At 64.6% G+C, this 25,196-nt stretch carries 20 protein-coding genes; 6 read left to right on the forward strand and 14 right to left on the reverse strand.

Going from position 1 to position 25,196, the window contains the following annotated elements:
• Nucleotides 1-55: 55 nt before the first annotated feature.
• The 6 genes from FHS03_RS05900 to FHS03_RS05925 all read right to left on the reverse strand — a co-directional run bounded on the left by FHS03_RS05900 (nt 56) and on the right by FHS03_RS05925 (nt 6,686).
• A complete protein-coding gene (locus FHS03_RS05900) occupies nt 56-1,417 on the reverse strand; it encodes an acetate kinase (protein ID WP_183440114.1) in 1,362 nt (453 codons plus the stop codon).
• 27 nt (nt 1,418-1,444) lie between these two features.
• Entirely contained in the window at nt 1,445-1,936 is a 492-nt protein-coding gene (locus FHS03_RS05905) for a hypothetical protein (RefSeq protein WP_183440115.1), read from the reverse strand.
• 10 nt (nt 1,937-1,946) lie between these two features.
• Entirely contained in the window at nt 1,947-2,633 is a 687-nt protein-coding gene (locus FHS03_RS05910; RefSeq protein WP_183440116.1) for a C39 family peptidase, read from the reverse strand.
• A complete protein-coding gene (locus FHS03_RS05915; RefSeq protein WP_229426089.1) occupies nt 2,630-3,091 on the reverse strand; it encodes a hypothetical protein in 462 nt (153 codons plus the stop codon). The genes FHS03_RS05910 and FHS03_RS05915 overlap by 4 nt, the downstream gene beginning before the upstream one ends.
• A gap of 73 nt (nt 3,092-3,164) precedes the next feature.
• Entirely contained in the window at nt 3,165-5,066 is a 1,902-nt protein-coding gene (locus FHS03_RS05920) for a hypothetical protein (RefSeq protein ID WP_183440117.1), read from the reverse strand.
• 258 nt (nt 5,067-5,324) lie between these two features.
• Complete coding sequence (locus tag FHS03_RS05925) at nt 5,325-6,686, reverse strand: sigma-54 dependent transcriptional regulator (RefSeq protein ID WP_183440118.1); 1,362 nt, start codon at nt 6,684-6,686, stop codon at nt 5,325-5,327.
• 237 nt (nt 6,687-6,923) lie between these two features.
• Here FHS03_RS05925 and FHS03_RS05930 point away from each other — a divergent pair, with 237 nt between their 5' ends.
• Complete coding sequence (locus tag FHS03_RS05930) at nt 6,924-7,493, forward strand: 1-acyl-sn-glycerol-3-phosphate acyltransferase (protein ID WP_371871604.1); 570 nt, start codon at nt 6,924-6,926, stop codon at nt 7,491-7,493.
• Nucleotides 7,494-7,543: 50 nt separating this feature from the next.
• On the opposite strand, the gene FHS03_RS05935 is transcribed toward FHS03_RS05930, so the two are convergent.
• The 3 genes from FHS03_RS05935 to FHS03_RS05945 all read right to left on the reverse strand — a co-directional run bounded on the left by FHS03_RS05935 (nt 7,544) and on the right by FHS03_RS05945 (nt 12,630).
• Nucleotides 7,544-9,298: a DUF885 domain-containing protein gene (locus FHS03_RS05935; RefSeq protein ID WP_183440120.1), complete on the reverse strand. Its 1,755-nt coding sequence runs from the start codon at nt 9,296-9,298 to the stop codon at nt 7,544-7,546.
• Nucleotides 9,295-10,941: a SulP family inorganic anion transporter gene (locus tag FHS03_RS05940; RefSeq protein WP_183440121.1), complete on the reverse strand. Its 1,647-nt coding sequence runs from the start codon at nt 10,939-10,941 to the stop codon at nt 9,295-9,297. The genes FHS03_RS05935 and FHS03_RS05940 overlap by 4 nt, the downstream gene beginning before the upstream one ends.
• A gap of 198 nt (nt 10,942-11,139) precedes the next feature.
• Complete coding sequence (locus FHS03_RS05945; RefSeq protein WP_183440122.1) at nt 11,140-12,630, reverse strand: GGDEF domain-containing protein; 1,491 nt, start codon at nt 12,628-12,630, stop codon at nt 11,140-11,142.
• Nucleotides 12,631-12,832: 202 nt separating this feature from the next.
• Here FHS03_RS05945 and FHS03_RS05950 point away from each other — a divergent pair, with 202 nt between their 5' ends.
• Both FHS03_RS05950 and ku read left to right on the forward strand, forming a co-directional pair.
• Nucleotides 12,833-13,822 carry an SDR family oxidoreductase gene (locus FHS03_RS05950; RefSeq protein WP_183440123.1) on the forward strand — a complete coding sequence of 330 codons (990 nt, stop codon included), beginning with the start codon at nt 12,833-12,835 and terminating at the stop codon, nt 13,820-13,822.
• Nucleotides 13,823-13,826: 4 nt separating this feature from the next.
• A complete protein-coding gene (gene ku, locus FHS03_RS05955) occupies nt 13,827-14,771 on the forward strand; it encodes a non-homologous end joining protein Ku (RefSeq protein ID WP_183440124.1) in 945 nt (314 codons plus the stop codon).
• Here the strand turns inward: ku and FHS03_RS05960 are convergent.
• Nucleotides 14,671-15,582 (reverse strand): LysR family transcriptional regulator, encoded by a 912-nt coding sequence (locus FHS03_RS05960; protein ID WP_183440125.1) that lies wholly within the window; start codon nt 15,580-15,582, stop codon nt 14,671-14,673. The genes ku and FHS03_RS05960 overlap by 101 nt on opposite strands.
• Nucleotides 15,583-15,713: 131 nt before the next feature.
• On the opposite strand from FHS03_RS05960, the gene ycaC reads away from it, so the two are divergent.
• Entirely contained in the window at nt 15,714-16,340 is a 627-nt protein-coding gene (gene ycaC, locus FHS03_RS05965) for an isochorismate family cysteine hydrolase YcaC (protein WP_183440126.1), read from the forward strand.
• Here ycaC and ligD read toward each other — a convergent pair.
• Entirely contained in the window at nt 16,330-18,828 is a 2,499-nt protein-coding gene (gene ligD / locus FHS03_RS05970; protein ID WP_183440127.1) for a DNA ligase D, read from the reverse strand. The genes ycaC and ligD overlap by 11 nt on opposite strands.
• A 188-nt stretch (nt 18,829-19,016) precedes the next feature.
• Between ligD and FHS03_RS05975 the strand changes: the two genes are divergently transcribed.
• Entirely contained in the window at nt 19,017-19,394 is a 378-nt protein-coding gene (locus FHS03_RS05975) for a hypothetical protein (RefSeq protein WP_183440128.1), read from the forward strand.
• Nucleotides 19,395-19,587: 193 nt separating this feature from the next.
• Nucleotides 19,588-19,770 (forward strand): hypothetical protein, encoded by a 183-nt coding sequence (locus FHS03_RS05980; protein ID WP_183440129.1) that lies wholly within the window; start codon nt 19,588-19,590, stop codon nt 19,768-19,770.
• Between the two features lie 75 nt (nt 19,771-19,845).
• Here FHS03_RS05980 and FHS03_RS05985 read toward each other — a convergent pair whose 3' ends face one another.
• From FHS03_RS05985 to FHS03_RS05995, 3 genes are all read right to left on the reverse strand, one after another.
• Nucleotides 19,846-20,322: a cache domain-containing protein gene (locus FHS03_RS05985; protein ID WP_183440130.1), complete on the reverse strand. Its 477-nt coding sequence runs from the start codon at nt 20,320-20,322 to the stop codon at nt 19,846-19,848.
• Nucleotides 20,323-20,522: 200 nt separating this feature from the next.
• The gene (locus FHS03_RS05990) at nt 20,523-22,013 is read right to left on the reverse strand and encodes an efflux transporter outer membrane subunit (protein ID WP_183440131.1); all 1,491 of its coding nucleotides are present in this window, start codon (nt 22,011-22,013) and stop codon (nt 20,523-20,525) included.
• Complete coding sequence (locus FHS03_RS05995; RefSeq protein ID WP_183440132.1) at nt 22,013-25,195, reverse strand: efflux RND transporter permease subunit; 3,183 nt, start codon at nt 25,193-25,195, stop codon at nt 22,013-22,015. Before FHS03_RS05995 ends, FHS03_RS05990 begins: the two co-directional genes overlap by 1 nt.
• Nucleotide 25,196: the final 1 nt, after the last annotated feature.

Raw genomic sequence — 25,196 nt, forward strand, 5'->3', positions numbered from 1 at the left:
AGAGTTGCCAGGACCGCTAAGATAGCGCAAAAATCAATGATGCGTTGACGCCCCTTCAGAAATTCATCGGCACGCGTATCGACAGCGAGACATCGGGCGTGTCGCGCGTCAGCCCGGCGCCGACCGAGATATTCACCGAGCGTTTTTCATTGAAGCGGTAGGTAAAACCCATCAGCAGTGTGCCGAGCTGGGTGCGTACCGACCCCGGCACCGCCTGCCCATTTTGCCTGGTGCGCGCCACCGACTGGTGGTCGTAGCCCAGGCTCAGCGAAGCCTTCTCGTTCAGTGCCAAGCCGATGCCGAAGTTAGCGCCGATCACCGCGCCCGGCGCCACCGTGCCCAGCGCCTCGCTCTCGCCATTGAGGATGCGCCGCGTCACGTTCTTGCGCTTGAAGTTGTGCAGATAACTGACGCTGCCGAAGAAAATGGCCGGATCGGAGGGGAAGAGCCAGGTCAGGCTAGGCTGGACGGCATAGAAGCCCGAGCCGGTGGGCAGGGTCAGCGGCAGACCGGTGCCGCTGGCGTTCTGTCCCACGCAGCGCTGGCTGCAATCGGTCACGACCTCGAACGGATCGCGCCCGGTGCGGCTCTTGACGCGCAAGCCGGCCACATAAAATGGCTTGTCCGCGCCGCCGTCGTTGAGCTGGCGGCGCAGGGCCACCTCCACATCGCCGATGGCGCGGCCGCTGGTTTCAAACACGCGTTCGACCGAGGTGCCGGTGAAGATTTCGCGGCTGACGGTGGAATCGGAACGGTAGACATAGGGCACGCGCATCTCGATCTCGGTGCGGCTATTGATGCCGTAGCGCCCCGTCAGCGCGGCGGTGAAGGTGTTGCGCTTGATCTCGCGCACATCGACCAGGCCAATCAGGATGGCGGGAATGATCGTATAGCCGACCAGGGCCACGCGGTTGCTGGACGAATAGCCGAACTGCACGGAAGGTTCCAGCACATAATGGCCTTTCGGCGTCAGCACGCCCGGCGCTTCGAAAATGGGCGCGACTTCAGGCGGACGCGAATCGCGTTCCGGCGCCTTGCCCACCGCGCCCCCCTCCTGCGCCGCGTCGCGCCGCGCGCTGGGCGCCGCCGCTATGGCTGGTGCCTGAGCGCCTTGGGTGGGAGCCTGTGCCGACGCCCCCTGTCCGGCCGACCCGGCTTGCAGATACGGGCCGCCCGCGCCACGCCGGCTTTCCAGTTCGGCCGCCGACGCTGCCGGCCGCATGGCTTGCAGCTGCTCCATCTCCGTCTTCAAGGCTTTCAGCAAGGCCCGCTGTTCGGCCAGTTGCTGCTTGACGGCCGCCAGTTCCGCCGCCAGGTCGGTGATGCTGCGTTCTTCTTGCTGGCCCTGGGCCAGGGCACTGCATAACAGGAGCGACAGGCCGGCCGATCCGGCGCGCAGGGTGTGGGCAAGCTGCATGCTTCCTCCTTCCGAAGAGTGTGGGACTTAGCGCGGCGTCAGCGCGTCAGCCAGCGCCTGCCGCATGCTGCTTTCCAAATTGATGCCTTTCAGGATTTCCAGACTATTGACGGCGGTGTTGATGGTGGTCTGGCTGCGGATCAGCTGGTCGTTGGCGCTGTTCTGGATCAGCAGGGCCGAGACGGCGGCCGAACTCATGGCCGCTGGCGCGATATTGCCGTCGCCGTTCTGCACCAGCTGGAAGGGGTTCAAGACGCTGCGCGCCATCTCCGCCTCGGCCACGCTCATGCGCGCCACATCGGCGATATTGAACTGGCTGCTCGACACCACGGCGCCATTGATCGACACCATGCGCTCGATGCCGAGCGACACCACCAGGCCGCTGCCGTTATCGAAGCCGCCGCGCGTCGCCTCGAGCGCGCTGTCGGGCAGTGCCACCCAGTCGGCATCCAGGCCGTCGGCATTGGCCAGCCATGTCACGCCGCACAGCAAGGCGGCGCTCCAGCGAAGAATGCGCATCACTCGCTCCTTAGAATTCGCCTCGTACCAGCTTGGGCAAAGTGATGCGGGCCAGACCATCGCGCTCGATGACGTCGGCCGGCAGGGCCTGCGGCGCCACGCGCCAGTCGGCCAACTCATTGAAGCGCGGCTTGCCCGGCCGGTCGTGGATCACAAATAGCAGATGGTTCTGCCATACGGCTTCGAAAGCGGCGCGGCTCATGGCGCGCGTCCCTCCGGCAGGATCGCCTAGCAGCACACGTTCGCCCTGCAGGCCTTTGACCACGACGAAATGATGGTAACCCTTCTCCGCAATCAGCACAATCGCGGGGAAGCCCGCCTTGTGCAGCTTTTCCAACGGCAGTTCAAAGCCATCGGCGATAAAGCCGCGCGCGGCCAGGAAGCGCTTCATGTCCAACAGGGAGAAACCTTCGCGCCGGATCTTCTCCTGATCGCCGTTCTGGAACATCTCCTGGAAAGCTTGCTGTTCGCTGACCGGATAATCATAGTGGTAGCTTAACAACGTCGCCACGGCCGCCGAGCCGCAGCTGAAGTCGAACTGCTGGCGCACGGTGGCGCGGTAGCGCAGTTCCTTGATGCTGGTGATTTTGAGGTGGAAAGGCGCGCCGCCGACGCTTTGCACGTCGGCGGCCAAACCTGTTGCCGCAACAGCCAGCAGCAGGATGCTACCCACACAGCGATAGAGCTGCGTTTTCATTTGAGCTGCACATTCACGATGGTGGCGTTCTGGATCAGCACATTGGCGCCGGAATTCTGAATCACCATCGGCAGGCCGGAGGCATTCGCGAACGAGCCTTCGGTGATGGTATTCGATCCGGTCAAGACCTGCACCGCCTTGTTGTTGCTGACCGCTCCGTTCAACTTCATCTCGCTCCAGGGCGCGTCGCTGCCGCCGCGCAGCTGCGACAACTGCTCCTCCCCGAGCGGCGTGGACAGGATGCCGCTTTCATCCTGCGCCAAACGCACGCCGCTTCCGCTCAGCGCGGCGGCGGCAAACGCTGCCACCACCGGCAAAACGGGCTTGTCTGCCGGTTCGGCAGGTGCCGGCACTAGCGCCGCCGGCTCGGTAAGGATGCTGGCCGCCTGCCGCGCCTGAAGATTCAGGCTAAGCAGGCAAAGCGTCAGGGCCAGTCCTTGCTTGGTGTAGATCCGCATCACAGCCTCCAAGGCCTTGTGAGCAAAGCTGTTTCCGCATGCCGGCGGCGCAAGTCGCGCCGCCGGCCCTGGCTTATTTACCCACTTGCAAATTAGCCTGCACGTTCACGCTTTGCTGCACCAGCGAGGAGAAGCCGTTGTTCTGGCTTACCACCATGATGCCGGCAGCCGACTGGCCCACCGTGTTCATGGTGTTCGACATATTGAAGTCGCCGGCGTTCACGGAAATCGTGCCACCCGCGCCGCCTGCGCCGCCCATGCCGTTGCCTGCGGTCGCAGTACCGCCCGCGGCCGCGCCGCCTGCACCGCCCGCACCGCCGTTGTTGCCGCCACCGCCAGCGCCGCCGGAACCGCCCGTGTTGCCGCCGCCACCGGCGCCGCCTGAGCCGCCCGTGTTGCTGCCGCCACCGGCACCGCCGGAGCCGCCATTACCTGCCGTGGCGCTGCCATTGGTGGCCGTGCCCGAAGTGGCGCTGCCGCCAGTAGCGTTGCCGCCTGCCGCGCCGCTGCCGCCGCTGTTCGAAGCCGAGCCGCTGCTGCCGCCACCGGCACCGGCGCCACCGCCTGCACCGGCGCCGCCGCTGCTGCTGCCGTTGCCGCCGCCGGCGCCGGCGCCGCCCATGCCTGCCGTGGCCGCAGCGCCTGCCCCACCACTATTGCTGGCCGACGCGCCCGCGCCGCCGGCGCCGGAGGTATTGCTGCCGCCGGCAGCGCCTGCGCCACCGGCATTCGACGCGCTGGAGCCGGCTCCGCCACCGCCACCGGTGCCGCCGCTAGCGCCCGCTCCGCCGCCACCTGAGGTGTTGGCGCCCGAGGTGCCCGAGTTGGTGCCGGAGCTGGCAGCGCCGCCGGTGGCGCTGCCGCCGGTACCGGTCACGCTTTGGGTCTGGTCATTGCCGATCAGCGGGGCCGGCGGCTCGCCGCCAGTGCTGCCGGTATTCGTATTCGTGCCGACCGGTGCGCCTACCCGCGCATTGCCGCCACCGCTGCTTTGGCTGGCCGAGGCATCGCCGCCGGCTGCGCGCCCGCCATTGCCGCCATAGCCGCCGTAGCCGCCGGCCCCTGCTGCGCCGCCGTCGCCGCCCGCAGCGCGCCCGGTGCTGCCGCCACGGCCGCCGGCAGAGCCTTCGGCATAGCCGGAAGCACCGCCGCTGCCGCCGCGGGCATTGCCGGTATAGCCGCCGTCGCCGCCAATGGCACGACCGCCGTTGCCGCCGTCGCCGCCGCTGCCGCCGCTGCTGCCGCCGGCCCGCCCGCCGTTGCCGCCGGCGCCGCCGGCACCGCCGGCACCGCCATCGCCAGTGCTGGCATTGCGCGCATTGCCGCCATCGCCACCGCTGCCGGCCCGCGCGTTGGCGCCCGTGGCGTCGCCGCTGGATGCGCTGCCGTTACGCGCATTGCCGCCGGCTGCCGCATCGCCGCCGCTGCCGCCCCGGGCCAGCGCGCCATCGCCACCGCTGCCGCCGCGCGCCGCAGCACCATCGCCGCCGCTGCCGCCTCGGGCCGCAGCGCCGTCGCCGCCGCTGCCTGCCCTGGCGTTGCCGCCGGTGGCATCGCCGCCATAGCCGCCCTTAGCGTTGCCGCCATTGGCATCGCCTCTATTGGTGGCGATATTGCCGATGTGCGAAATGGTATTGCCGCTGACCGAGCCACTCAGCTTGCTGATGGCACTGGCCGAGGACTTGTTGAAGGAATTGGTCATGTTCGACGTGGCCGTGGCGCCGTTGTTGGCCGCCGCCGCAGCGTCGGCGGAAGCCCTGGCTGCACCGTCGCTGTTATTGTTGTTCCTGTTGTGGGTGCTGGAATCGGTACTCGAATCGTTATCGTGGTTGCTACTGCTATCCTGAATGATCTTGGCCTTGGCCGCTGCGTTCACGCCATCGCCGGACTGCTCCACGGCCGGGTCGGTGGTTTGTGCGAATGCGCCGCTAGCGAAGAGCAGCGCGATGGTTGTAGCCAGTATGCTTTTTTTCATTTTCGTGCCTCACCAAAGTTTGGTTGAACGAGACTTCACCGGGAATGCTCACTCCGGGCAGGCAAGCCATACGCAAACTTGGTGCCAGCTTGGCGCAAATGCGCTAAGTGGCTGAATTGGCGGGCTATTTGCCTGCAGGCCGGAAATGCAGGCGCAGCGCGCCGGTCACAGTGCTGTTACAAAAAGAAGACGGCGCCATAAGGCGCCGCCTGGTTACGCTGTCCGGCGTCACAGTAACAACACTGTGACGCTGCTGTTTCACCGTTCGCGCCGGCGTGACGGCAAGTCGATGCCGTGGCGCGCCATCAAGCGATATAAGGTCATGCGCGAGATGCCCAGCTCACTGGCGACCTGGGTCATGTTCTTGCCCGAGGCCAGGCGCTCTTCGAGCGCCGTGCGTTCGGCACGGTTGCGCGCACCGCCCAGCCGTTCGCACGGCGGCGCCTCATGCGCGGCGCTCGCCGGCGTCTCGCTCAATCCCAGGTCGGATGCCTGGATCAGCTTCCCTTCCGCCATCACCGAGGCACGCCGCACCCGGTTCACCAGCTCGCGCACATTGCCCGGCCAGTTGTGGTGCCGTAGCGCCTCCAGCGCCTTACTGCTGAAGCCCCGCACCTGGGCCGCGCGCTCGGTGGCGAAAGCGCTGAAGTAATGCTCGGCCAGTGCCGCCACATCGTCGCGCCGCTCGCGCAAGGGCGGCACCTCCAGCGCCAGCACATTCAGCCGGTAGTACAGGTCTTCGCGAAAGGCGCCCCGCTCCACCGCCTGCGACAACTTGACGTGCGAGGCGGCGATCACGCGCACGTCGACCGCCAGCTGGCGCGTGCCGCCCAGGCGGCAGATGGTCTTCTCCTGCAGGAAGCGCAGCAGGTTCGATTGCAGGTCGAGCGGCAGGTCGCCAATTTCGTCGAGGAAGAGCGAACCACCGGCGGCCGACTCGATCAGGCCATGCTTGTCGCGCGCGGCGCCGGTGAAGGCGCCCTTCTCGTAGCCGAACAGTTCGGACTGAATCAGGCTGGCCGGCATGGCGCCGCAATTGACGGGAACGAAGGGGGCGCCGGCGCGCGGCGAGTGCTCGTGCACGGCGCGCGCCACCAGTTCCTTGCCGGTGCCGCTCTCGCCCCAGATCAGCACCGGCGCACCGGCCTGCGCCACCTTGCGGATCTGCTGGCGTAAACTGAGTATAGCGTCGCTATTGCCGGTCAGCGGCATGCTGGCGCCGCCGCTGTCGCTAGCCGTGTGGCCGGCCAGCGCCGCCAGGCCGTGGGCATGGCCCAGGGTATGGTTCAAGCGCGTACCGTCAATGGGCCAGGTATGAAAGTCGAAACAATGATCGTGTATCAGCTGCCGCACCGGCGGCAATTGCAAGGCATGCGGGTGGAACAAGGCCACCCACTTCAGCCACCAGTGCTCGCACAAGAAGCGGTCAAGCGCCTCCAGCGGACTGCCTTCTGCATCAAGCAAGAGCATTCCCACCATATGCTGGTGCGAGTGCAGAGCATCGCGTGCCTCATTCAGGCCAGCGACTTGATTGATTTCCCAGTCCCCGAGTGCCGCGCTCAACTCCTCTCTTGCGCATCGACCTCCCACGGTCACGCATAAGAGTCGTTTGATTGTCATTTTAAGGTTTCATCTTAGAGTTCTTATAAGGGGTGGCGAATCAGACAAAGCGGCCGGCTTCTTGACCGAAAGCTTGCTGGCCCCGCGGCGCAACGGATAGAATGCGTCCGGATTTTCAGCAAGTGAAATGCCGTCTTGTCAATACTGCATAAACTGCATGGAACAAGATGCGATATGGAGAAAGTTATGAATAACTATAGGCTACAGCCTGAGAAACTGCCAACTTGGAAGCAACGAGTGTCGCTGCGCGTACTCATGTTCTTTGGCTGGCAGCTCCGGTACCGCCCCCTGCCTGGCCCGCGCGGCATCGCCGTGATCTACCCGCACACCTCGAACTGGGACTTTTTCGTGGGCCTGTTCGGCAAGTGGGCGCTGGATCTGCCGTTCCGCTGGCTGGCCAAGGACTCGCTGTTCCGCATCCCTGTCCTGGGCAGCTGGTTCCGCCGCCTCGGTGGCGAGCCGGTCGACCGCAGCGCGCCGAACGGCATGATCAAAAGCCAGGCACAGCGCATGCACGCGGCCGACTGGTACTGGGTCGGCATCACGCCGGAAGGCACGCGCGGCTACCGTCCGCACTGGAAGAGCGGCTTCTACCACCTGGCGCTGGAGGCGAAGGTGCCGCTTTGCCTGGTCTACATGGATTACCCGAACAAGATATTGAGCCTGGTCGACCATGTGTACCTGACGGGCGACAAGGAGCAGGACATGGCGGCCATCCGCGCCGGCTTTGAAGGCCATCTGGGCCTGCACCCGAAAGACATGGCGCCCATCCTGCTGGGCGAACGGCGCGAGAAACCGCGCGACTAAAGGCGGGCGGCAAAGAAAAAGCGGCGCAGGATTCTGCGCCGCTTTTGCGTTTACCGCGCCTGCTTGGGATACGGACTCTTGCCGCCGTCGGCGATGAAGCTGTCGATGCGCGCCTGCAGCACCGGCAGCGGCACCGAACCCAGATGCAGCACCGTGTCGTGGAAGGCGCGGATATCGAACTTCTTGCCCAGCGCCGCCTCGGCTTTCTTGCGCGCCTCGATGATCGCCATCTCGCCCAGATAGTAGGACAGGGCCTGGCCCGGCCAGGAGATATAGCGGTCCACCTCCGTTTCCACCTCGTGCGACGAGAGGGCCGTGTTCTGCATCAGATAGTCCTGCGCCTGCTGGCGCGTCCACCCCTTGGCGTGGATGCCGGTATCGACCACCAGGCGCGAAGCGCGCCAGGCCTGGTAACTGAGCATGCCGAAGACTTCATACGGCGTTTCATAGATGCCCATCTCCGTGCCCAGGCGTTCCGAATACAGCGCCCAGCCCTCGCCGTAAGCCGAGATATAGGCCTTGCGGAAATCCGGGCGGCCGCCCTGCTCCAGCGCCAGCGGCATCTGGAAGGCGTGGCCCGGCGCCGACTCGTGCAGGGTCAGCGCGGGCAGGCTGTAAAGCGCGCGCGAAGGCAGGTTATAGGTGTTCACCAGATACACGCCGGGACCGCCGCGCCCCGAGGTGTAGTACGGCGCCTGCTCCGGCGGCACCGGGATGATGGCGAAGCGACGGCGCGGCAGATGGCCGAAATACTGGTCGGCCTTGGCGTCGAACTTCTTGGCGATCCAGGCGGCGCGCATCAGCAGCTCGTCCGGCGTCTTGGCGTAGAAGCGCGGATCGCTGCGCAGGAATTGCAGGAAGGCCGGCAGGTCGCCCTTGAACTCGACCTGCTGCATCACCTCATGCATCTCGGCGCGGATCTTCGCCATTTCCGCCAGGCCGATCTGGTGGATCTGCTCGGCGCTCAGCGCGGTGGTGGTGTATTCGACGATCTTGGATTGGTAGTAGGCTGGTCCGTCCGGCAGGCTATGCGCGGCCAGCGCCTCGGTCGCCTGCGGCACATACTCCTTGCGCATGAAGTCGAGCAGCTCGGCGTGGGCCGGCACCACCGCTTCGCGGATGGCCTTCAGACCCGCGGCGCGCAGGCTGGCCTGCTCCTCGGCCGGAATAATGGCTGGCATGTCCTTGAACGGCTGGTAGAACGCCACGTCTTCCAGCTTGGCCGCGGTGACGGCGGTAAGCGAGGCGTCGCGGCCCTGCAGGGTCACGCGCGGCGGCGTGAAGCCGCGTTTCAGGCCGGCCCGCATATTCGCCATCTCTTCGCGGAAGTAGCGCGGCACATCGTTCAGCTGGGCCACGTAGTTGCGGTAATCCTCGGCCGTGCGGAAACTCTTGCGCGCCTCGCCCGCCAGATTCGACCAGAAGGAGGAATCCGCGTTCAGCGGCTTCTCGTATTCGCGGAAGCGCTGGTTGGCCAGCAAGGCCGCGATCTGGGCGCGGTAGACGGCGTAGTTGATGCGTTCAGCGGCGGACAGCTTGGCGGCGGGGATGGCGTCCAGGCCTTTCAGCACGCCCTCCCAATAGCGCTGGCGCGCCTGCTGGGTGGCGGGATCGACGCGCGGCAGGCGCGGGCTGATGCCGTTATCGTCGTCCTCCTCGTCTTCCAGCTGCTGGCTCTGGCGCCATTTCCACTCCTGCGTGTAGAGCGCCTTGAAGCGGGCGTCGGCATGGAGCGGGGCGCTGGCCACGCTGGAAGTGCTGGCGGCCAGCAGGATGCAGGCAAGCGCCGCGCTGAAATCTCTCATACGTCTCCCTTATTGTTTTGCAGATGATCGCAAGCCATGGCCGTACTGAGGAACACCTTGCCGTTCAACAGATCGAGCAATTGGCTGTCTCTTAAGCGGTCCATCACCGGACCTTTCACTTCCGCCAGATGCAGGCCGATGCCGCGCCGCTTCAGGCTTTGATTCAACTCCATCAGGCCGAACAAGGCCGTGGTGTCGACCGAACTCACGGCCGACATCACCAGCACCAGCGCGCGCGCCGTGGGGTGGGCGGCCAGCTCCTCTTCCACGCGGTAGGTGACCGCCTCGACATTGCCGAAGAAGAGATTGGCGTCGATGCGCAGCACCAGCATGCCGGGCTGGGTCTCGGCCGAATAGCGTTCGATATTGCGGAAATGTTCGCTGCCGGCGATACGGCCCAGCACCGCGATATGCGGACGGCTGGCGCGCCAGATCAGGGCCGCCATCGACAGCATCACGCCCACCACCACGCCCGCCTCCACGCCCAGCAGCAGCACGCCGACGCCCGTCACCAGCCAGGCCAGCGCGTCCACGCGGTCGTAGCGCCAGGCGGTGCGCAGGGTATCGAGTTCCAGCATGCCCAGCACCGCCACGATGATGGTGGCTGCCAGCACCGGCAGCGGCAGCAGCGCCAGCCAGCCGGTGGGCGCGATCAGGGCAAGGGCCAGCAGGCCGGCCGTGAGGATGCTCGCCAGCGGCGTATTCGCCCCGGCCGCGAAATTGACGGCCGACCGCGAAATGCTGCCCGTGACCGGGAAGCCGCCCGACAGCATGCTGGCCGCATTCGCCGCGCCCAGGCCGAGCAGCTCCTGGTTGCTGACCAGCTTCTCGTTGCGCTTCAAGGCCAGCGTCTGCGCCGCCGACATGCTGATAAGGAAAATGATAAAGCCGATCAGAAGGCCCGGCTTCAGCAAGGTCCCCCAATGCGCGGAGGACGTCGCCAGATTCAATTGCGGCAGGCCGGCCGGCACGCTGCCCGTGGTTGCGATGCCATGCGCGCGCAGATCGAAGAGCGCCAGCAGGACAATCGACACGATCACCAGCAGCATGGGCGCCAGTTTGGAGCCGGTATCCGCCATGCTGGCCCGCATGCCGCAGGCGCGCAGCAGCGCCGCGCCCCAGCGCCGCGCCAGCACCAGAAACAGCAGGGAAGCCAGTCCCATGGCGGCGCTAGGCCCGTGCCAATGCGGGAAATCGGCCCCCAGCAGCGGATGCACCTGCCCCATCGCGATGACGATGGCCGAACCGACGGTAAAGCCGCTCATCACCGGCCGCGAAAAGAAATTCGCCAGGAAGCCCAGGCGCAGCAAGCCGCACAAAATCAGCACCGCCCCGGCCACCAGCGCCAGTTGCGCCGCCAGCACCGCATACAAGGCCGAACCGGCCGCCGCCAAAGGCGCGATGGCCGCCGCCGTCATCAGCGACACGATCGCCATCGGCCCCACCGACTGCGTCATGCTGCTGCCGAAAAGCGCATACACGACAGGCGGCAAAATGCTCGCATAAATACCCGCCACTGGCGGCAAGCCCGCCACCAGCGCATAAGCCATCCCCTGCGGGATCATCATCATCGCCACCACCAGGCCGGCGCTCACATCCCCCGCCAGCGCCGCGCGCCGATAGCCCCTCAACCAACCCAGCATGCAATACCACCCAGCCCAAAAAGACAAAGCGCAAGCCTACCACGATCCCCACCATATTTAATTTCGATCAAATAATGTCCAACCCTGGTGTCAGGCACCAGAGTCAGACATTTGCTGATTTAGATCAAAGAATGTCCTACCTTAGTGCCTGACACCAGGGTGGGACATTGTTTGGTTTGGCGCAAAGGCGGAGCGGACTTAGCTGGCCATGGCGAGTTCGACGCAGTTGCGGCCGGCGCGCTTGGCGCGGTGCAGGGCGGCGTCCAGCCTGTCGAGGGCGGATTGGCCGCCTTCCTCCGGCGCGACCTGGGCGACGGCCAGACTGATGGTGACGGTGTCGCAGCCGGGCAGCTCGGTGCCGGCGATGGTTTCGCGCAGCTTTTCGGCCAGCTTGAGGGCGTCGATGGCGACGGTGTGGGTGGCGAGGATGAGAAATTCTTCGCCGCGCATGCGGGCCAGCACGTCGGAGCTGCGCAGGCGGGTGCGCACGGTTTGCGCGACCACGCGCAGGGCCTGGTCGCCTATCGGGTAGCCGTAAAGGTCGTTCACCGAGCGGAAGTTGTCGATGTCGAAGGAGATCAGGGCCAGCGGCAGCCCGTATCTGCGGGCGCGGCGGATTTCCTGGTCGAGCAGGGTTTCGCCCTGGCGCCGGTTGCTGGCGCCGGTCAGGGCGTCGTTGATGGCGATCTGGGTCAGCTTGCCGGCCAGGGCGTCGTTTTGCTGACGCAGCTCGCTCATGGCGAGGCCGAAGGCGATGAACTGGGCCAGGCTGGCGAAGCAGGCGAATTGTTCGCGCGAGAACTGGATCAGGCGGTCGAACATCAGGCATACGGAGCCGAGCACCGGGCCTTCCGGTTCGCTGCGCAGCGGCAGGGCCAGCACCATGCGCACGTCGCGGTCATGCAGGCTGACGGCCAGCTCCGGGTCGCCGGCTTTTTCGGGCGCGTCGAGCAGGACCAGCTCTCCCGTGCTGACAGCCAGCAGCGGCGGGAAGATCTGATTCAGCGGCGATTCGAGCAGGCGGTTGTGGCGCTGCATCAGGCGCGCCAGGTCGAGGTGGTTGCGCGCTTCCTGCGCCACCAGTTGCAGATTGCCGTGCTCCTTCATGTGCAGCAGCGCGGTGTGGCGCACGCCGGGGAAGCTGCACAGGGCCAGGCAGATTTGCGCGGCCATCGCGCTCACGTCCTCGGCGCCAGTCAGGGCGCGCTGCAGGCTGCGCTGGATGGTGAGCAGGTCGCGCAACTCGCGTTCCTTGTCCAGCAGCTGTTGCTGCATCTGGGCTTGCGGGTCGAGCGGCGGGGTCAGGGTCTGTTCGATGGTTTGCGCCAATTCCTCATTAAGGATGGGGCAGATGCGGTATTGCAGGGGTCCGCTGGCCATCAGCTCGGGAATCCAGGCGGTGTTGGTGTAGGGGCAGAGCAGCAGCACCGGCTCGCCCACGCGCCCGCGCACCAGCCCTGCGATGGCGGCCAAATCGTGGCTGTTGGCACTGTCGTAGCCGTTCAGATCGATGATCAGCAGATCGATGCGGTGGCGTTCCAGCTGTTCGCGCGCCGCATGCACGCTGTCGGCCAAAGTCAGGCGGTCGAACTGCTCGCCGCAGCAGCTCTGGAAGTCGGCCCGCCGCTCGCCGGACGGATTCAGGAACAGGCCAAATCGGGTGGGGCGTCCCGGCGTATCTGCAACCATTTTTGTCTCCCTGCGACTATGTACTTTTTGCTATTGTTCGCTTGCCTTGGTGTGGCTTGGTGTGGCTTATTTTAAGTGTGCCACAAAGTTCACGAACAACAATATTATTTGTGTCAACTACATCGGTTTTATGTGCGTGCGCGCACCGTCTGCAACGCTCGGCCTGCCAATACTGGGGTCTTGTGCGAGCAAGGAGAGCAGCATGGCCACCAGCAAGCAGCCGCCGGCCACGCAGGCCGGCAATCAGCAGCGCGACATCCAGCGGCAGCAGGATGGGCGCGACCAGGCCGGGAACGGCCAACAGCAGCAGCGCGCGCCGGTGCAGGCCGGCCACCACGATTTTCCCGCTCCGCCGCTGCCGCAACAGCATCTGGAAAAACCCGGCATCGAGGCCGGGATGGCGCTCAAGCCGCAATTCCAGGCGCCCTCTTACTGCGGCAGCGGCAAGCTGCATGGCATGGCGGCCATCATTACCGGCGGCGATTCCGGCATCGGCCGCGCGGTGGCGGTGCTGTATGCGCGCGAAGGCGCCGACGTGGCCCTGGTCTATCTGGCGGAAGAGCAGGAAGATGCCGAAACCACGCGCCGCTGCGTGGAAGCGGAAGGCCAGCGCTGCCTGCTGCTGCCGGGCGACGTGCGCGAGATGGCGTTCTGCCGCCAGGCCGTGGACAGCACGCTGCGCGAGTTCGGCCGGCTCGATATCCTGGTCAATAACGCGGCCTTCCAGGAACATGCGGCCAGGCTGGAAGAGCTGTCCGAAGAGCGCTTCGACCTGACCATGAAGACCAATATCTATGGCTACTTCCATATGGCCAAGGCCGCCCTGCCCCATCTGAAGCGCGGCAGCGCCATCATCAATACCGGTTCGGTGGTGGCCTTGCGCGGCTCGGGCCATCTGCTCGACTATTCCGCCACCAAGGGCGCGATCCATGCCTTCACCATGTCGCTCGCATCGAACCTGATGGAGCAGGGCATCCGCGTGAACGCCGTGGCGCCCGGCCCCGTATGGACGCCGCTCAATCCGGCCGACCAGACCGGGGAGAAGATCGCGCAGTTCGGCGCCGACACCGATATGCGCCGCCCGGCCCAGCCGGAAGAGCTGTCGCCGGCTTACGTCTTCCTCGCCGCGCCCTGCTGCTCCAGCTATATCAGCGGCATCGTGCTGCCGGTGACGGGCAGCGTGGGCGAGTAAGGCCATGGCGCGCGCACTGTGGAAAGGGGCCATCAGCTTTGGCCTGGTGCATATCCCGGTCGAGATGCACACGGCCGTGCGCGAGCACGACCTCGATCTGACCATGCTGGACAAGCGCGATTTTTCGCCGGTCGGCTTCAAGCGCTACAACAAGGGCAATGGCAAAGAAGTCAGCTGGGAAAACATCGTCAAAGGCTACGAGTACCAGGACGGCGAGTATGTGGTGCTGTCGGAGGAAGACCTGCGCCAGGCCAATGTGAAGGCCACGCAGACCATCGATATCCTGGCCTTCGTCGATTCCAGCGAGGTGCCGCTGATCTACTACGAGACGCCCTACTATCTCTCGCCCGGGCGCGGCGGCGACAAGGTCTATGCCCTGCTGCGCGAAACCCTGCGCAAGGCCGGCAAGATCGCCGTCGCCACGGTGGTGATCCGCGTGCGCCAGCATCTGTGCGCGCTGGTGGCGGCGGGCGACAGCATCATGATGAATACCTTGCGCTATGCCGAGGAAATCCAGGATGCCGACGATCTGAAGCTGCCCGCCAGCGGCATGAAGGCGGCCGGCATCAGCGACAAGGAATTGAAAATGGCCCTGTCGCTGGTGGAGGGCATGTGCGAGCCGTGGGCGCCCGAGCAGTATCGCGATACCTACAGGGAGGATGTGCTGGCCCTGGTGAAAAAGAAAGTCAAGGCCAAGCAGACCAAGACCATCACCATGCCGTCCAAGGAAGGCGCCGCGGCGCCTGCCAGCAATGTGGTCGATCTGGTGGCCTTGCTCAAGCAGAGCCTGAGCGCCAAAGGCGGCAAGGCGGAAGAAGATGAAGACGAGGAAGAAGCCGCGCCGCCCGTCAGTCCTCGCCGCTCGCGGCAAAGCGCTCCGCCAGAAAGTCGAGCAAGGCGCGCACGGACGGGATCAGCCCCCGCCGAGAAGGAAAGGCGGCATAAATGATTTCGCGGCTCGGCGCCCACTCGGGCAAGAGCCGCAGCAGCCGCCCGGCGTCGAGCTCGGAGCGCACCATCATCGAGGGCAGATGCACCAGACCGACGCCGGCCACGGCGAGATGGCGCAAGGTGGTCATATCGGTCGTCACGAATTTGGGGCTATGGCGCTGGATGGTCTGCGCGCCGTCCGGTCCCTGCAGACTCCACGCATGGCCGTCCATCGGCACGCCGTTGGCCAGGCTGGGCCAGTCCGCCAGATCGGCCGGCGCGGTGGGCATGCCCATGCGCTCCACCAGCTGCGGGCTGGCCACCAGGACTTGCGATGCATAAGTTAGGGTACGCATGGTCAGGCCGCTGGTATCGTTGAGCGGCAGCGGGCGCACGCGCAAGGCCAGGTCCAGGCCTTCGCCGATCACGTCGGCCACGCGGTTCATGCCATGCAGCTGAATGCTCACGCCCGGATACAGGACCGCGAATTCGGCAAGCATCCGGTCCACCTTCGCATGCAGCAGGCCGATGGGACAGGACAGCCTGACCGTGCCGCAAGGCTGGGCGTGGCTCGCTTCGATCAGCGCCTGCGCGGAATCGGCCTCCACCAGCATGGCTTTGCAGCGGCAGTAGTAAGCTTGTCCCAACTCGGTGACGGCGAAGCTGCGCGTGGAACGCTGCAGGAGCCGCACGTTCAGGCGCTCTTCCAGCAGCGCGATGCGCCGGCTCAGTTTCGACTTCGGAATGCCCAATACCCGGCCCGCCGGGGCGAAACCGCCGTTGTCCACCACCTGCACAAAGTAGTACAGGTCATTTAAATCTTGCTGCATGCCGCTTATCGTTCTAACAATGGAACACTGAAACCAAATTTTACTATCTACCGGCTACTTTCTCCCAGCCTTATTCTGTCTTGCATCGGAGCGCAGCCAGGTGGCTGCGCACGTCATACCTGGAGAATAATATGAGCAAACCCTACATCCGCCTGGACAAAAACGATGCCGCCGTCCTGCTGGTCGACCATCAAGCTGGCCTGCTGTCGCTGGTGCGCGACATCGGCCCGGACAAATTCAAGAACAATGTGCTGGCCCTGGCCGATATGGCCAAGTACTTCAAGCTGCCGACCATCCTGACCACCAGCTTCGAAAACGGCCCGAATGGCCCGCTGATGCCGGAGTTGAAAGCGATGTTCCCGGATGCGCCGTATATCGCGCGCCCCGGCAATATCAACGCCTGGGACAACGAAGCATTCGTGAAGGCCGTGAAAGCCACCGGCAAGAGGCAACTGATCATCGCCGGCGTCGTGACGGAAGTGTGCGTGGCCTTCCCTGTGCTGTCGGCGTTGGAAGCGGGCTTCGAAGTCTTCGTCATCACCGACGCCTCCGGCACCTTCGACGAGATCACCCGCCAAGCAGCGTGGGACCGCATGAGCCGCGCCGGCGCGCAGCTCATGAGCTGGTTCGGTGCGGCCGGCGAACTGCACCGCGACTGGCGCAACGATATCGAAGGCCTGGGCGCCCTGTTCGCGGCCCATATTCCGGACTACCGCAACCTGATGACCAGCTACAGCGCGCAGACGGCTAAGGCTTAAAGCCCAGCGCCTTCATGGCCGGAGCGATGCCGCGCGCGCCCTCGCCATACCCGGACCAGGGCGTGTTGCCCTGGTCCAGCCGCGTATGGACGTTATGGATGGTCCACTGGTCGGCGCCATGCAAGGCCGCCAGCTCGCCCCAGCCGCAAGGCACGGAAATGCCCAGTCCTGGACGGCTGCGCGCGGACCAGGCGCACACGGTGGTCGCGCCGCGGCCATTGCGCAGATAGTCGATGAAGATTTTGCCGACGCGGTTTTTCGGCCCGCTCTTGAGGGCGAAACGATCGGGCAGCGTCTGCGCCATATGCTCGACGATGGCTTTGCTGAAGGCCTTGACCGTATCCCAGTCGTAGTACGGCTTGATCGGCACCACCGCGTGCAAGCCCTTGCCGCCGCTGGTTTTGAGGAAGGCTTGCAGATCCAGCTCGTCGAGGAAGGCGTGCAGCAACTGTGCCGCTTCCTGCATCTGCGGCCATGCCACGCCCTTGCCGGGGTCAAGGTCGAACACCATGCGGTTGGGCTTTTCGTAGTTCCGGCCCAGCGCATTCTGGGTATGGAATTCGACCACATTCCACTGCGCCGATTCCAGCAAGCCTTGCACGGTGGCCACTTCCAGCATCGGCGCGTGCTCCGGGTCCAGCTCCTGCGGCAGCGACTTGACGCCGGACAGCTTGCCGCTTTCGACATGCTTCTGGAAGAACAGCTCCCCGCCCACGCCGGCCGGCGCGCGCACCAGGGCCACCGGACGGCCTTTCAGATGTTCCAGTATCAGCGGCGCCACCAGGGCGTAGTAGCGCACCAGGTCGATCTTGCTGCTGCCGCTGGCGGCATCGATCACGCGCTCTGGATTGCTGATCTTGAGCGACGCCGGCAGCTTGCTATGCAACGCGGCGGATGCGCCGCCCTCCCCTCGCGCGGTCTGCGCCTTGGTCTGCGGCTTGTCTTGCACGATATCCTCCGTATGCGCCGGACGCTCGCGCCGGATGGCGCTGGCCTTCTTGTCGCCGCGCAGTCCCTGGAATACGGCGTGGCGCACCGATCCGCTGCGCGTCCATTCGCCAAAGCTGACCTCAGCCACCAGCGTGGGCTTGATCCAATGCGCTTTCTTTTCGATGCTGCGGCTGGGGGCGAAGGGACTATCGGCGGCGTGCAGCTTTTTCAGCCTGGCCGTCAGTTCGCGCAGCGAGCTTTCGTTGAAGCCGCTGCCTACATTGCCGGCATAATGCAGCTTGCCTTCCTCGTCGAAGTAGCCGAGCAGCAGAGAACCGATGCCGGTGCGCGAGCCGCGCGGATCGGTATAGCCGCCGACCACGAATTCCTGGCGCTGCCCGCATTTAAGCTTGATCCAGTCGGCCGAACGGCGCGACACATAGGGCGCGTCGCGCCGCTTGCCGATCACGCCCTCCAGCCCCAGCCTGCAGGCCGCGCTCACGATGTCGTCGGCTTTCGCATCGAGTATCGCGCTCAGGCGCACCTTGTCCGAGCGGATTTTTTCCAGCACGGTTTGCAGCAGTTCGCGGCGCTGCTCAAACGGCAGATGGCGCAGGTCATAGCCATTCAAGTAGGGAACGTCGAACAGGAAGTAGACGATGCGGTCCGCGCGTTCGCCATCGAAAGCCTGCTGCAGCAGGCCGAAATCGGGCAAGCCGTTTTCGTTATGGACGACGATTTCGCCGTCATACCAGCCCGCCGGCAGTTTCATCGACGCCAGTTCCGCGCGCAGCGGCTCCAGCTTGTGCGTCCAGTCATTGCCGTTGCGGGTCATCAGCCGGATCTTGCGGCCATCGATGCGGGCCAGCAGGCGGTAGCCGTCATATTTGACTTCAAACAGCCATGGCTCCGGCTCGGCGGGCGGCGCATCCACCAGCGTCGCCAGTTGGGGACTCAGCTCGGCGGGCAGCTCGGCGGTGCGCGGCGCCGCCTTCTCCTCGGTGGGCGACGGCGGGTCCAGGTCTTTGACGCTGTCCGGCATCTCATCGACTACGCTGAATTCCGCGGCCGGCCGCGCATACTCGTCGTTTTCCTTGATGAGCAACCAGGGTTCCTGCTTCTCGCCGCGCCCCTTCATGCGCACCAGCACCCAGCGCCCATGCATCTTATGGCCGCGCAACTCGAACTTCAGATTGCCCTGGCGGTAGCCCTGCCGCGGGTCGCCGAGCGGATGCCAGCTGCCCTTGTCCCAGATGATGACCTTGCCCGCGCCATATTGTTTGGGCGGAATGGTGCCTTCAAAATCGTTGTAGGAAATCGGATGATCTTCCACATGCACGGCCATGCGCTTGTCGTGCGTGTCGTAGCTTGGACCTTTGGGGACAGCCCAGCTTTTCATGCTGCCGTCCAGCTCCAGGCGGAAGTCGTAGTGCAGACGGCTGGCCCAATGCTTCTGGATGACGAAGCTCAACGCCTCCCCTTGCGCGCCGCCTTCGGCCGGTTCCGGCGTGATGGAGAAATCGCGCTTGGCTTTATAGGTCTTCAGGGAGTCCTTCATGCTGGCACTGTAGCGGCGTGCCGCGCGCAGCACGGTACGCCAGCTAACACAGAGCGGACAAATGTAAGCAGATTAGCGGACTTGTAAGCGCTTGTAAAAGCCGTCAACTGGCTCAGCCAAGGCCGCGTTTTCAGCTCAAGGGCACACACTGGTGCACCGGATAGATAAACCCAAACATGGAGCTTCAAATGAAAAAAGTCATCGCAACCCTGATCGCTGGTCTGTTCGCTTCCGCTGCTTTCGCACAAGCTCCGGCGCCTGCCGCTTCCACCCCGGCCGCTCCCGCCGTCAAAGCTGAAGTCAAGGCCGAACCGAAAGCCGAAGGCCACGTCAAGCACGCCAAGGCGCACAAGGCCGAAAAAGGCGAGAAGGCCGCCGCTGAATCGAAGGACGTGAAAACCGAGGTGAAATCCGACTCCAAGGAACAGAAAACCGAAGTGAAGGCCGATGCCAAAGTGGCCAAGACCGAAGCCAAAGCCGATGCCAAGGTAGCCAAGGCCGACGCCAAAGCCGCCAAGCCTGAAGCCAAGGCCGAGCAGAAGCCAGCCGCCGCTCCCGCCAAGTAATCCCGTCCCGCTTCTGTCCTGAAAGCCTGCGCCGCGGCGCGGGCTTTTCCACAACATCCGGCATGCCGCAAACGCGTTGTGTATCAAGCGAAAATAATGCACTGGGCTGTCAACCGCCATGCGAGCGGCTGCGTTTTTTAAGCCGTGAGACACACCAGTGCATCACTAACATCACCTTATATAGGACTACGCCATGAAGAAAGCTATCGCAACCCTGATCGCAACCCTGTTCGCTACCGCCGCTTTCGCACAGGCTCCTGCTCCGGCAGCCGCTACGGCTCCTGAAGCGCAAGCTGCCACAGCTCCTCACGCTGCCAAGCACACCAAGGCTAAACACAAGCATGCCAAGAAAAGCAAGGCCAAAGCAGCCAAATAATCAACAATAAAAATACGCTTGTGAAAACAAAAAAACCCGCGAAGCACTTCGCGGGTTTTTGCTTCTTCGGGCTGCTTATTTGACGGGCTTGTAGATGCCGCTGGCGAAGTACAGATCGCCCACCCTTTCCACATAAGTGCTCTTCGGTTCGATCTTGCCGCTCAGGGTGTTGGGCCAGCGGTAGTCGACCCAGCCCTTGCCGTCCTTGCTGTTGGCGACATCGCGGAATTTCTGCATGAAGCCCACGCCGTCGAGATCGCGCAAATCGTATAGCCGCTTACCCACCAGCTTCGCATTACCGCCATGCGCAATCACCGGCCCTTCGTCGAGCGGCATGATGAAAACATATAAGTCCTTCTCGCGCAGCAGCGGCGTGCGCAAATTGACTTCAGCGGCGACCTTGTCGCGCCCATGCAGCTTGTAATACGCGATGGCTTTTTTCACCAGGGCCACCGCCTCATCGGCCGTGCCGCGTTCATGGTCCTGCGCGCCGGCCAACATCGTGACGCCGGCAAGCACCACAGCCAGCATCCAGGGCATTAATCTTTTCATACGCTCTCTCCCGCCAGACCATCCTAGCCCGGCACAGGCTTGCTGTGCAAGTGGGACGGAAAATACTGTTTCACATAAGCAACAACAGCCGCGCCAATCATAAAAAAACGGCGGCCTGGGGAGGCCGCCGTAAAGGGCAAATCAATTCCGGTAAGCGGCGGCCGGGGAGCCGCCGCCTTCATCTACATCAGCTACCTACTTCAGTTGCTCGCCTGCGCATTGCTTGCCGGCTTGTCCCAGCCGCCGCCCAGGGCCCGCACCAGGGCCACCGTGGTGACGGCGCGGTTGCCGCGCAATTGCACGGCGCTGCGCTCCACGGCCGCCAGGTTGCGCTGCGCGTCCAGCAGGTCCAGATAGCTGGAGCGGCCGGCGTCGTACAGCTTCTGCGCCAGGTCGGCGGAACGGCGCGCCGACACCACCGCCTCGTCCAGCTGGGCGGTCTGGCCGGACAGGATGCGCAGGCCGGCCAGATTGTCTTCCACCTCGGCGAAGGCGGTCAGCACGCTCTGGCGGTAACTGGCGACCGATTCTTCCAGCGCCGCTTCGCTGCGCACCACATTGTTGCGGTTGCGGCCACCGTCGATCAGCGGCATGGACATCAGCGCGCCCAGCACCCAGGAACGGGTGCTCCACTTGAACACGTCGGAGAAGTGCTCCGCCGCGCCGCCGCCATTGGCGCTGATGTTCAGCACCGGGAACATGGCGCTGCGCGCCACGCCGATGCGGGCGTTGGCCGCCTCCATCGCACGCTGGGCCGCGACGATGTCGGGGCGGCGCTCCAGCAGTGAGGACGGCAGGCCAGCCGGGATGGCCGGCAGCCTGACCGAATCTTGCAGCGGGCTCACGCCCGCCGAATACGCAGCCGCCGGCTTGCCCAGCAGGACCGCCAGGGCATGCTCGGTGGTCACGCGCTGGCGTTGCAGGCCGATCGCTTCGGCGCGCGTGGTGGCCAGCTCGGTCTTGGCGCGCGACAGGTCGAACTCGCCGATATCGCCCAGGTCGAAGCGGCGCTGGTTCACCTTCACGCTCTCTTCGCGCAGGCGCACGGTCTGTTCCACGGTCGCCAGCTCGGCGTCGGTGGCGCGCAGACGGAAATAGGTCTGCGCCACGTCGGCCTGCAGCGCCAGCAGCACGGAGCGGTAATTCGCTTCCACGCCGGCGGCATCGTTGCGCGCCGCCGACACATTGGCGGAAACGCGGCCGAACAGGTCGACCTCGTAGCTGGCGGTCAGCTTGGCCGAATAGCTGGTTTGCAGCGGCATATCCGTGCCTTGCGGACGGCCCGCCTCCAGCGCCGACGGGCGGCTGCGCTGGGCGCCCACGCCGACGCCGATCTGCGGAATGCGGTCGGCCTCGGCCACGCCGGCGATGGCGCGCGCCTGCTTGACGCGGGCGGCCGCCACGGCCAGGTTGGCGTTGGCCTTGGTGGCTTCGGCGATCAGCTCATTCAGGGCCGTATCGTTGAATGCCAGCCACCATTCGCCGCGCGCCTGCTGCTCGGCGGGCTGCGCCTGCTTCCAGCGCGTGCCGTCGGCCGCGGTTTTCACTTCGTTGGCCGCCGGAATCTGCGACTCCTTGAAGGCGGCTGGCGTGTCGATCTGCGGCTGCTTGAACTCAGGCGTCGCGCAAGCCGACAGCAGCAGCGCGGCCATCAGCGGCGCCACGCCTTTTGCAATCATGTGCAATTTCATTAGTGCGTTCCTTCCAGTTTGACGGCGGCGGTTTCGGCCGCCGGCGATTTTTTCTCCAGGCGCTTGGCCAGGGTACGCAGCAGGACATAGAACACAGGCGTCAGGAACAGACCGAAGAAGGTCACGCCCAGCATGCCGGCGAACACCGCCACACCCATCGCGTGGCGCATTTCGGCGCCGGCGCCGACCGAGAACACCAGCGGCACCACGCCCATGATGAAGGCGATCGACGTCATCAGAATCGGACGCAGACGCAGACGGCAGGCTTCCAGCGCGGCTTGCACCACGGTGCGGCCATGCTCTTCCAGCTCGCGGGCGAATTCCACGATCAGAATCGCATTCTTCGACGCCAGGCCCACCAGCACGAACAGCGCGATCTGGGTGAACACATTATTGTCGCCGCCGGTCAGCTTGACGCCTACCAGGGCGCACAGGATGGACATCGGCACGATCAGGATCACCGCCAGCGGCAGGGTCCAGCTCTCGTACTGCGCGGCCAGCACCAGGAACACCAGCAGCACGCACAGCGGGAACACATACTTCATCGTATTGCCGGACAAGATGTCCTGGTAGGTCAGCTCGGTCCATTCGTAAGAGATGCCTTTCGGCAGAGTCTCTTTGGCGATCTGCTCCAGCACGGCCTGGGCCTGGCCGGACGACATGCCCAGGCCTGGCGCGCCGTTCATATCGGCCGCGACGTAGTTGTTATAACGCTGCACGCGATCCGGGCCATAGCTGTCCTTGACGCGCATCAGCGAGGACAGGGGAATCATCTCGCCCTTGTCATTGCGGACTTTCAGCAGCGCGATCTGGTCGGCCTGCGAACGGTAAGGCGCATCGGCCTGCACGCGCACCTGGTAGGTACGGCCAAACTGGTTGAAATCGTTGACGTACATCGAACCCAGGTTGATCTGCAAGGTCTGGTAGATGGTCGCCAGCGGCACGCCCAGCTGCTTGGCCTTGGCGCGGTCCACATCGGCGAACAGCTGCGGCACATTGATCTGGAAGCTGGAGAACACGCCTTGCAAGCGTGGGTCTTGCCAACCCTTCATCTGCATCGCCTGCACCGCCTTATACAGCTCGTCGAAGCCCAGATTGTCGCGGTCCTCGATCATCATCTTGAAGCCGCCGATGGTGCCCAGGCCACTGACCGGCGGCGGCGGGAAGACCATCACGAAGGCGTCCTGCACGGCGCCCATGCGCTTATTGATCTCGGCCGCGATGGCCTCGCCCGACTCGCTCTTCGACTTGCGCTGATCGAATGGTTTCAGCGTGACGAAGACGATACCGGCGTTCGGCGCATTGGTGAAGCCGTTGATCGACAGGCCAGGGAAGGCCACCGAAGCGTCCACGCCGGGAATATCCTTGGCGATGTCGGACATCTTGCGGATCACGGCCTCGGTGCGTTCCAGCGAGGCGGCGTCAGGCAGCTGGGCGAAGCCCACCAGGTACTGCTTGTCCTGCGCTGGCACGAAGCCGGCCGGTACCACCTTGAACATGAAGGCTGCCGCGACAGCCAGCACCAGGTACACCAGCACCGAAGCCGATTTGCGCTTCAGCACGCCCTGCACGCCGGTTTCGTAGCTGTGCGAGGAACGGTTGAAGAAACGGTTGAACCAGGCGAAGAAGCGGCCGAAGATCTTGTTCATGAAGCGGGTCAGCGCATCCGGCGGCGCGCCGTGCGCTTTCAGCAGCGTTGCCGACAGGGCCGGCGCCAGCGTCAGGGAGCTGAAGGCCGAGATCACGGTCGAAATGGCGATGGTCAGCGCGAACTGGCGGTAGAACTGGCCGGACAGGCCGGACACGAAGGCGATCGGCACGAACACGGCGCACAGCACCAGGGCGATGGCGATAATCGGACCGCTCACCTCTTTCATGGCCTGGATCGTCGCATCGCGCGGCGACAAGCCATTCTCGATATTGCGCTCCACGTTCTCCACCACCACGATGGCGTCGTCGACCACGATACCGATGGCCAGCACCAGGCCGAACAGCGACAGCGTGTTGATCGAGAAGCCGCAGGCCATCATCACCGCGAAAGTACCGACGATGGACACCGGCACGGCCAGCAGCGGAATCACCGATGCGCGCCAGGTCTGCAGGAAGATGATCACCACGATCACCACCAGGGCGATGGCTTCGAGCAGGGTATGGATCACGGCCTTGATCGATTCGCGCACGAACTGGGTCGGGTCGTACACGATGTCGAATTTCACGCCTTCAGGGAAGTCCTTGGACAGTTCCTGCATTTTGGCGCGCACGTCGGACGACAGCTGCAGCGCATTGGCGTTCGGTGCTTCAAAGATGCCGATTGCCACGGCTGATTTGTTGTTCAGCAGTGAGCGCAGGGCGTAATTGTTGGAGCCCAGCTCGATGCGGGCCACATCCTTCAGACGCGTCAACGCGCCGTCGGCATTGGTCTTGACGATGATCTCGCCAAATTCCTCGACGGAGCTGAGACGGCCCTGGGTGTTCACGGTCAGCTGGAACTCGCTGCCCTTGGCGGGCGCCTGGCCCACGACACCGGCTGCCACCTGCACGTTCTGCTCGCGGATGGCGCCTACCACGTCGCCCGCGGTCATGCCGCGGCCGGCCACTTTCTGCGGGTCGAGCCAGATGCGCATGGCGTAGTCGCCCGAACCGAAGAAGTTGACCTCGCCCATGCCCTGGATACGGGCCAGCTGGTCCTTCACATTCAGCACGCCGTAGTTGCGCAGGTACAGGTCGTCGTAACGGCCGTCCGGCGACACCAGGTGCACCACCATGGTCAGGTTGGGCGAGCTTTTCACGGTAGTCACACCGATCTGGCGCACCTCTTCCGGCAGGCGCGGCAGCGCGCGCTGCACGCGGTTCTGCACCGCGGTTTCAGCCTGCTCCACATTGGTGCCGATCTTGAACGTCACGGTCAGCATCAGCGCACCGTCCGAGGTGTTCTGCGAGGTCATATACAGCATGTGCTCGACGCCGTTGATCTGCTCTTCCAGCGGCGCGGCCACGGTTTCAGCGATCACCTTGGGGTTGGCGCCGGGATACTGAGCGCGCACCACCACCGAAGGCGGCACCACGTCAGGGTATTCGGAGATGGGCAGCTTGAAGATCGAGATCAGCCCGGCCACGAATATGATGATGGAAAGGACAGCCGCGAAAATCGGCTTGTCCACGAAGAAGCGGGAAAAATTCATC

The organism is Pseudoduganella violacea (assembly GCF_014191875.1).
GTDB classification, from domain to species: Bacteria; Pseudomonadota; Gammaproteobacteria; order Burkholderiales; family Burkholderiaceae_D; genus Rugamonas; species Rugamonas violacea_A.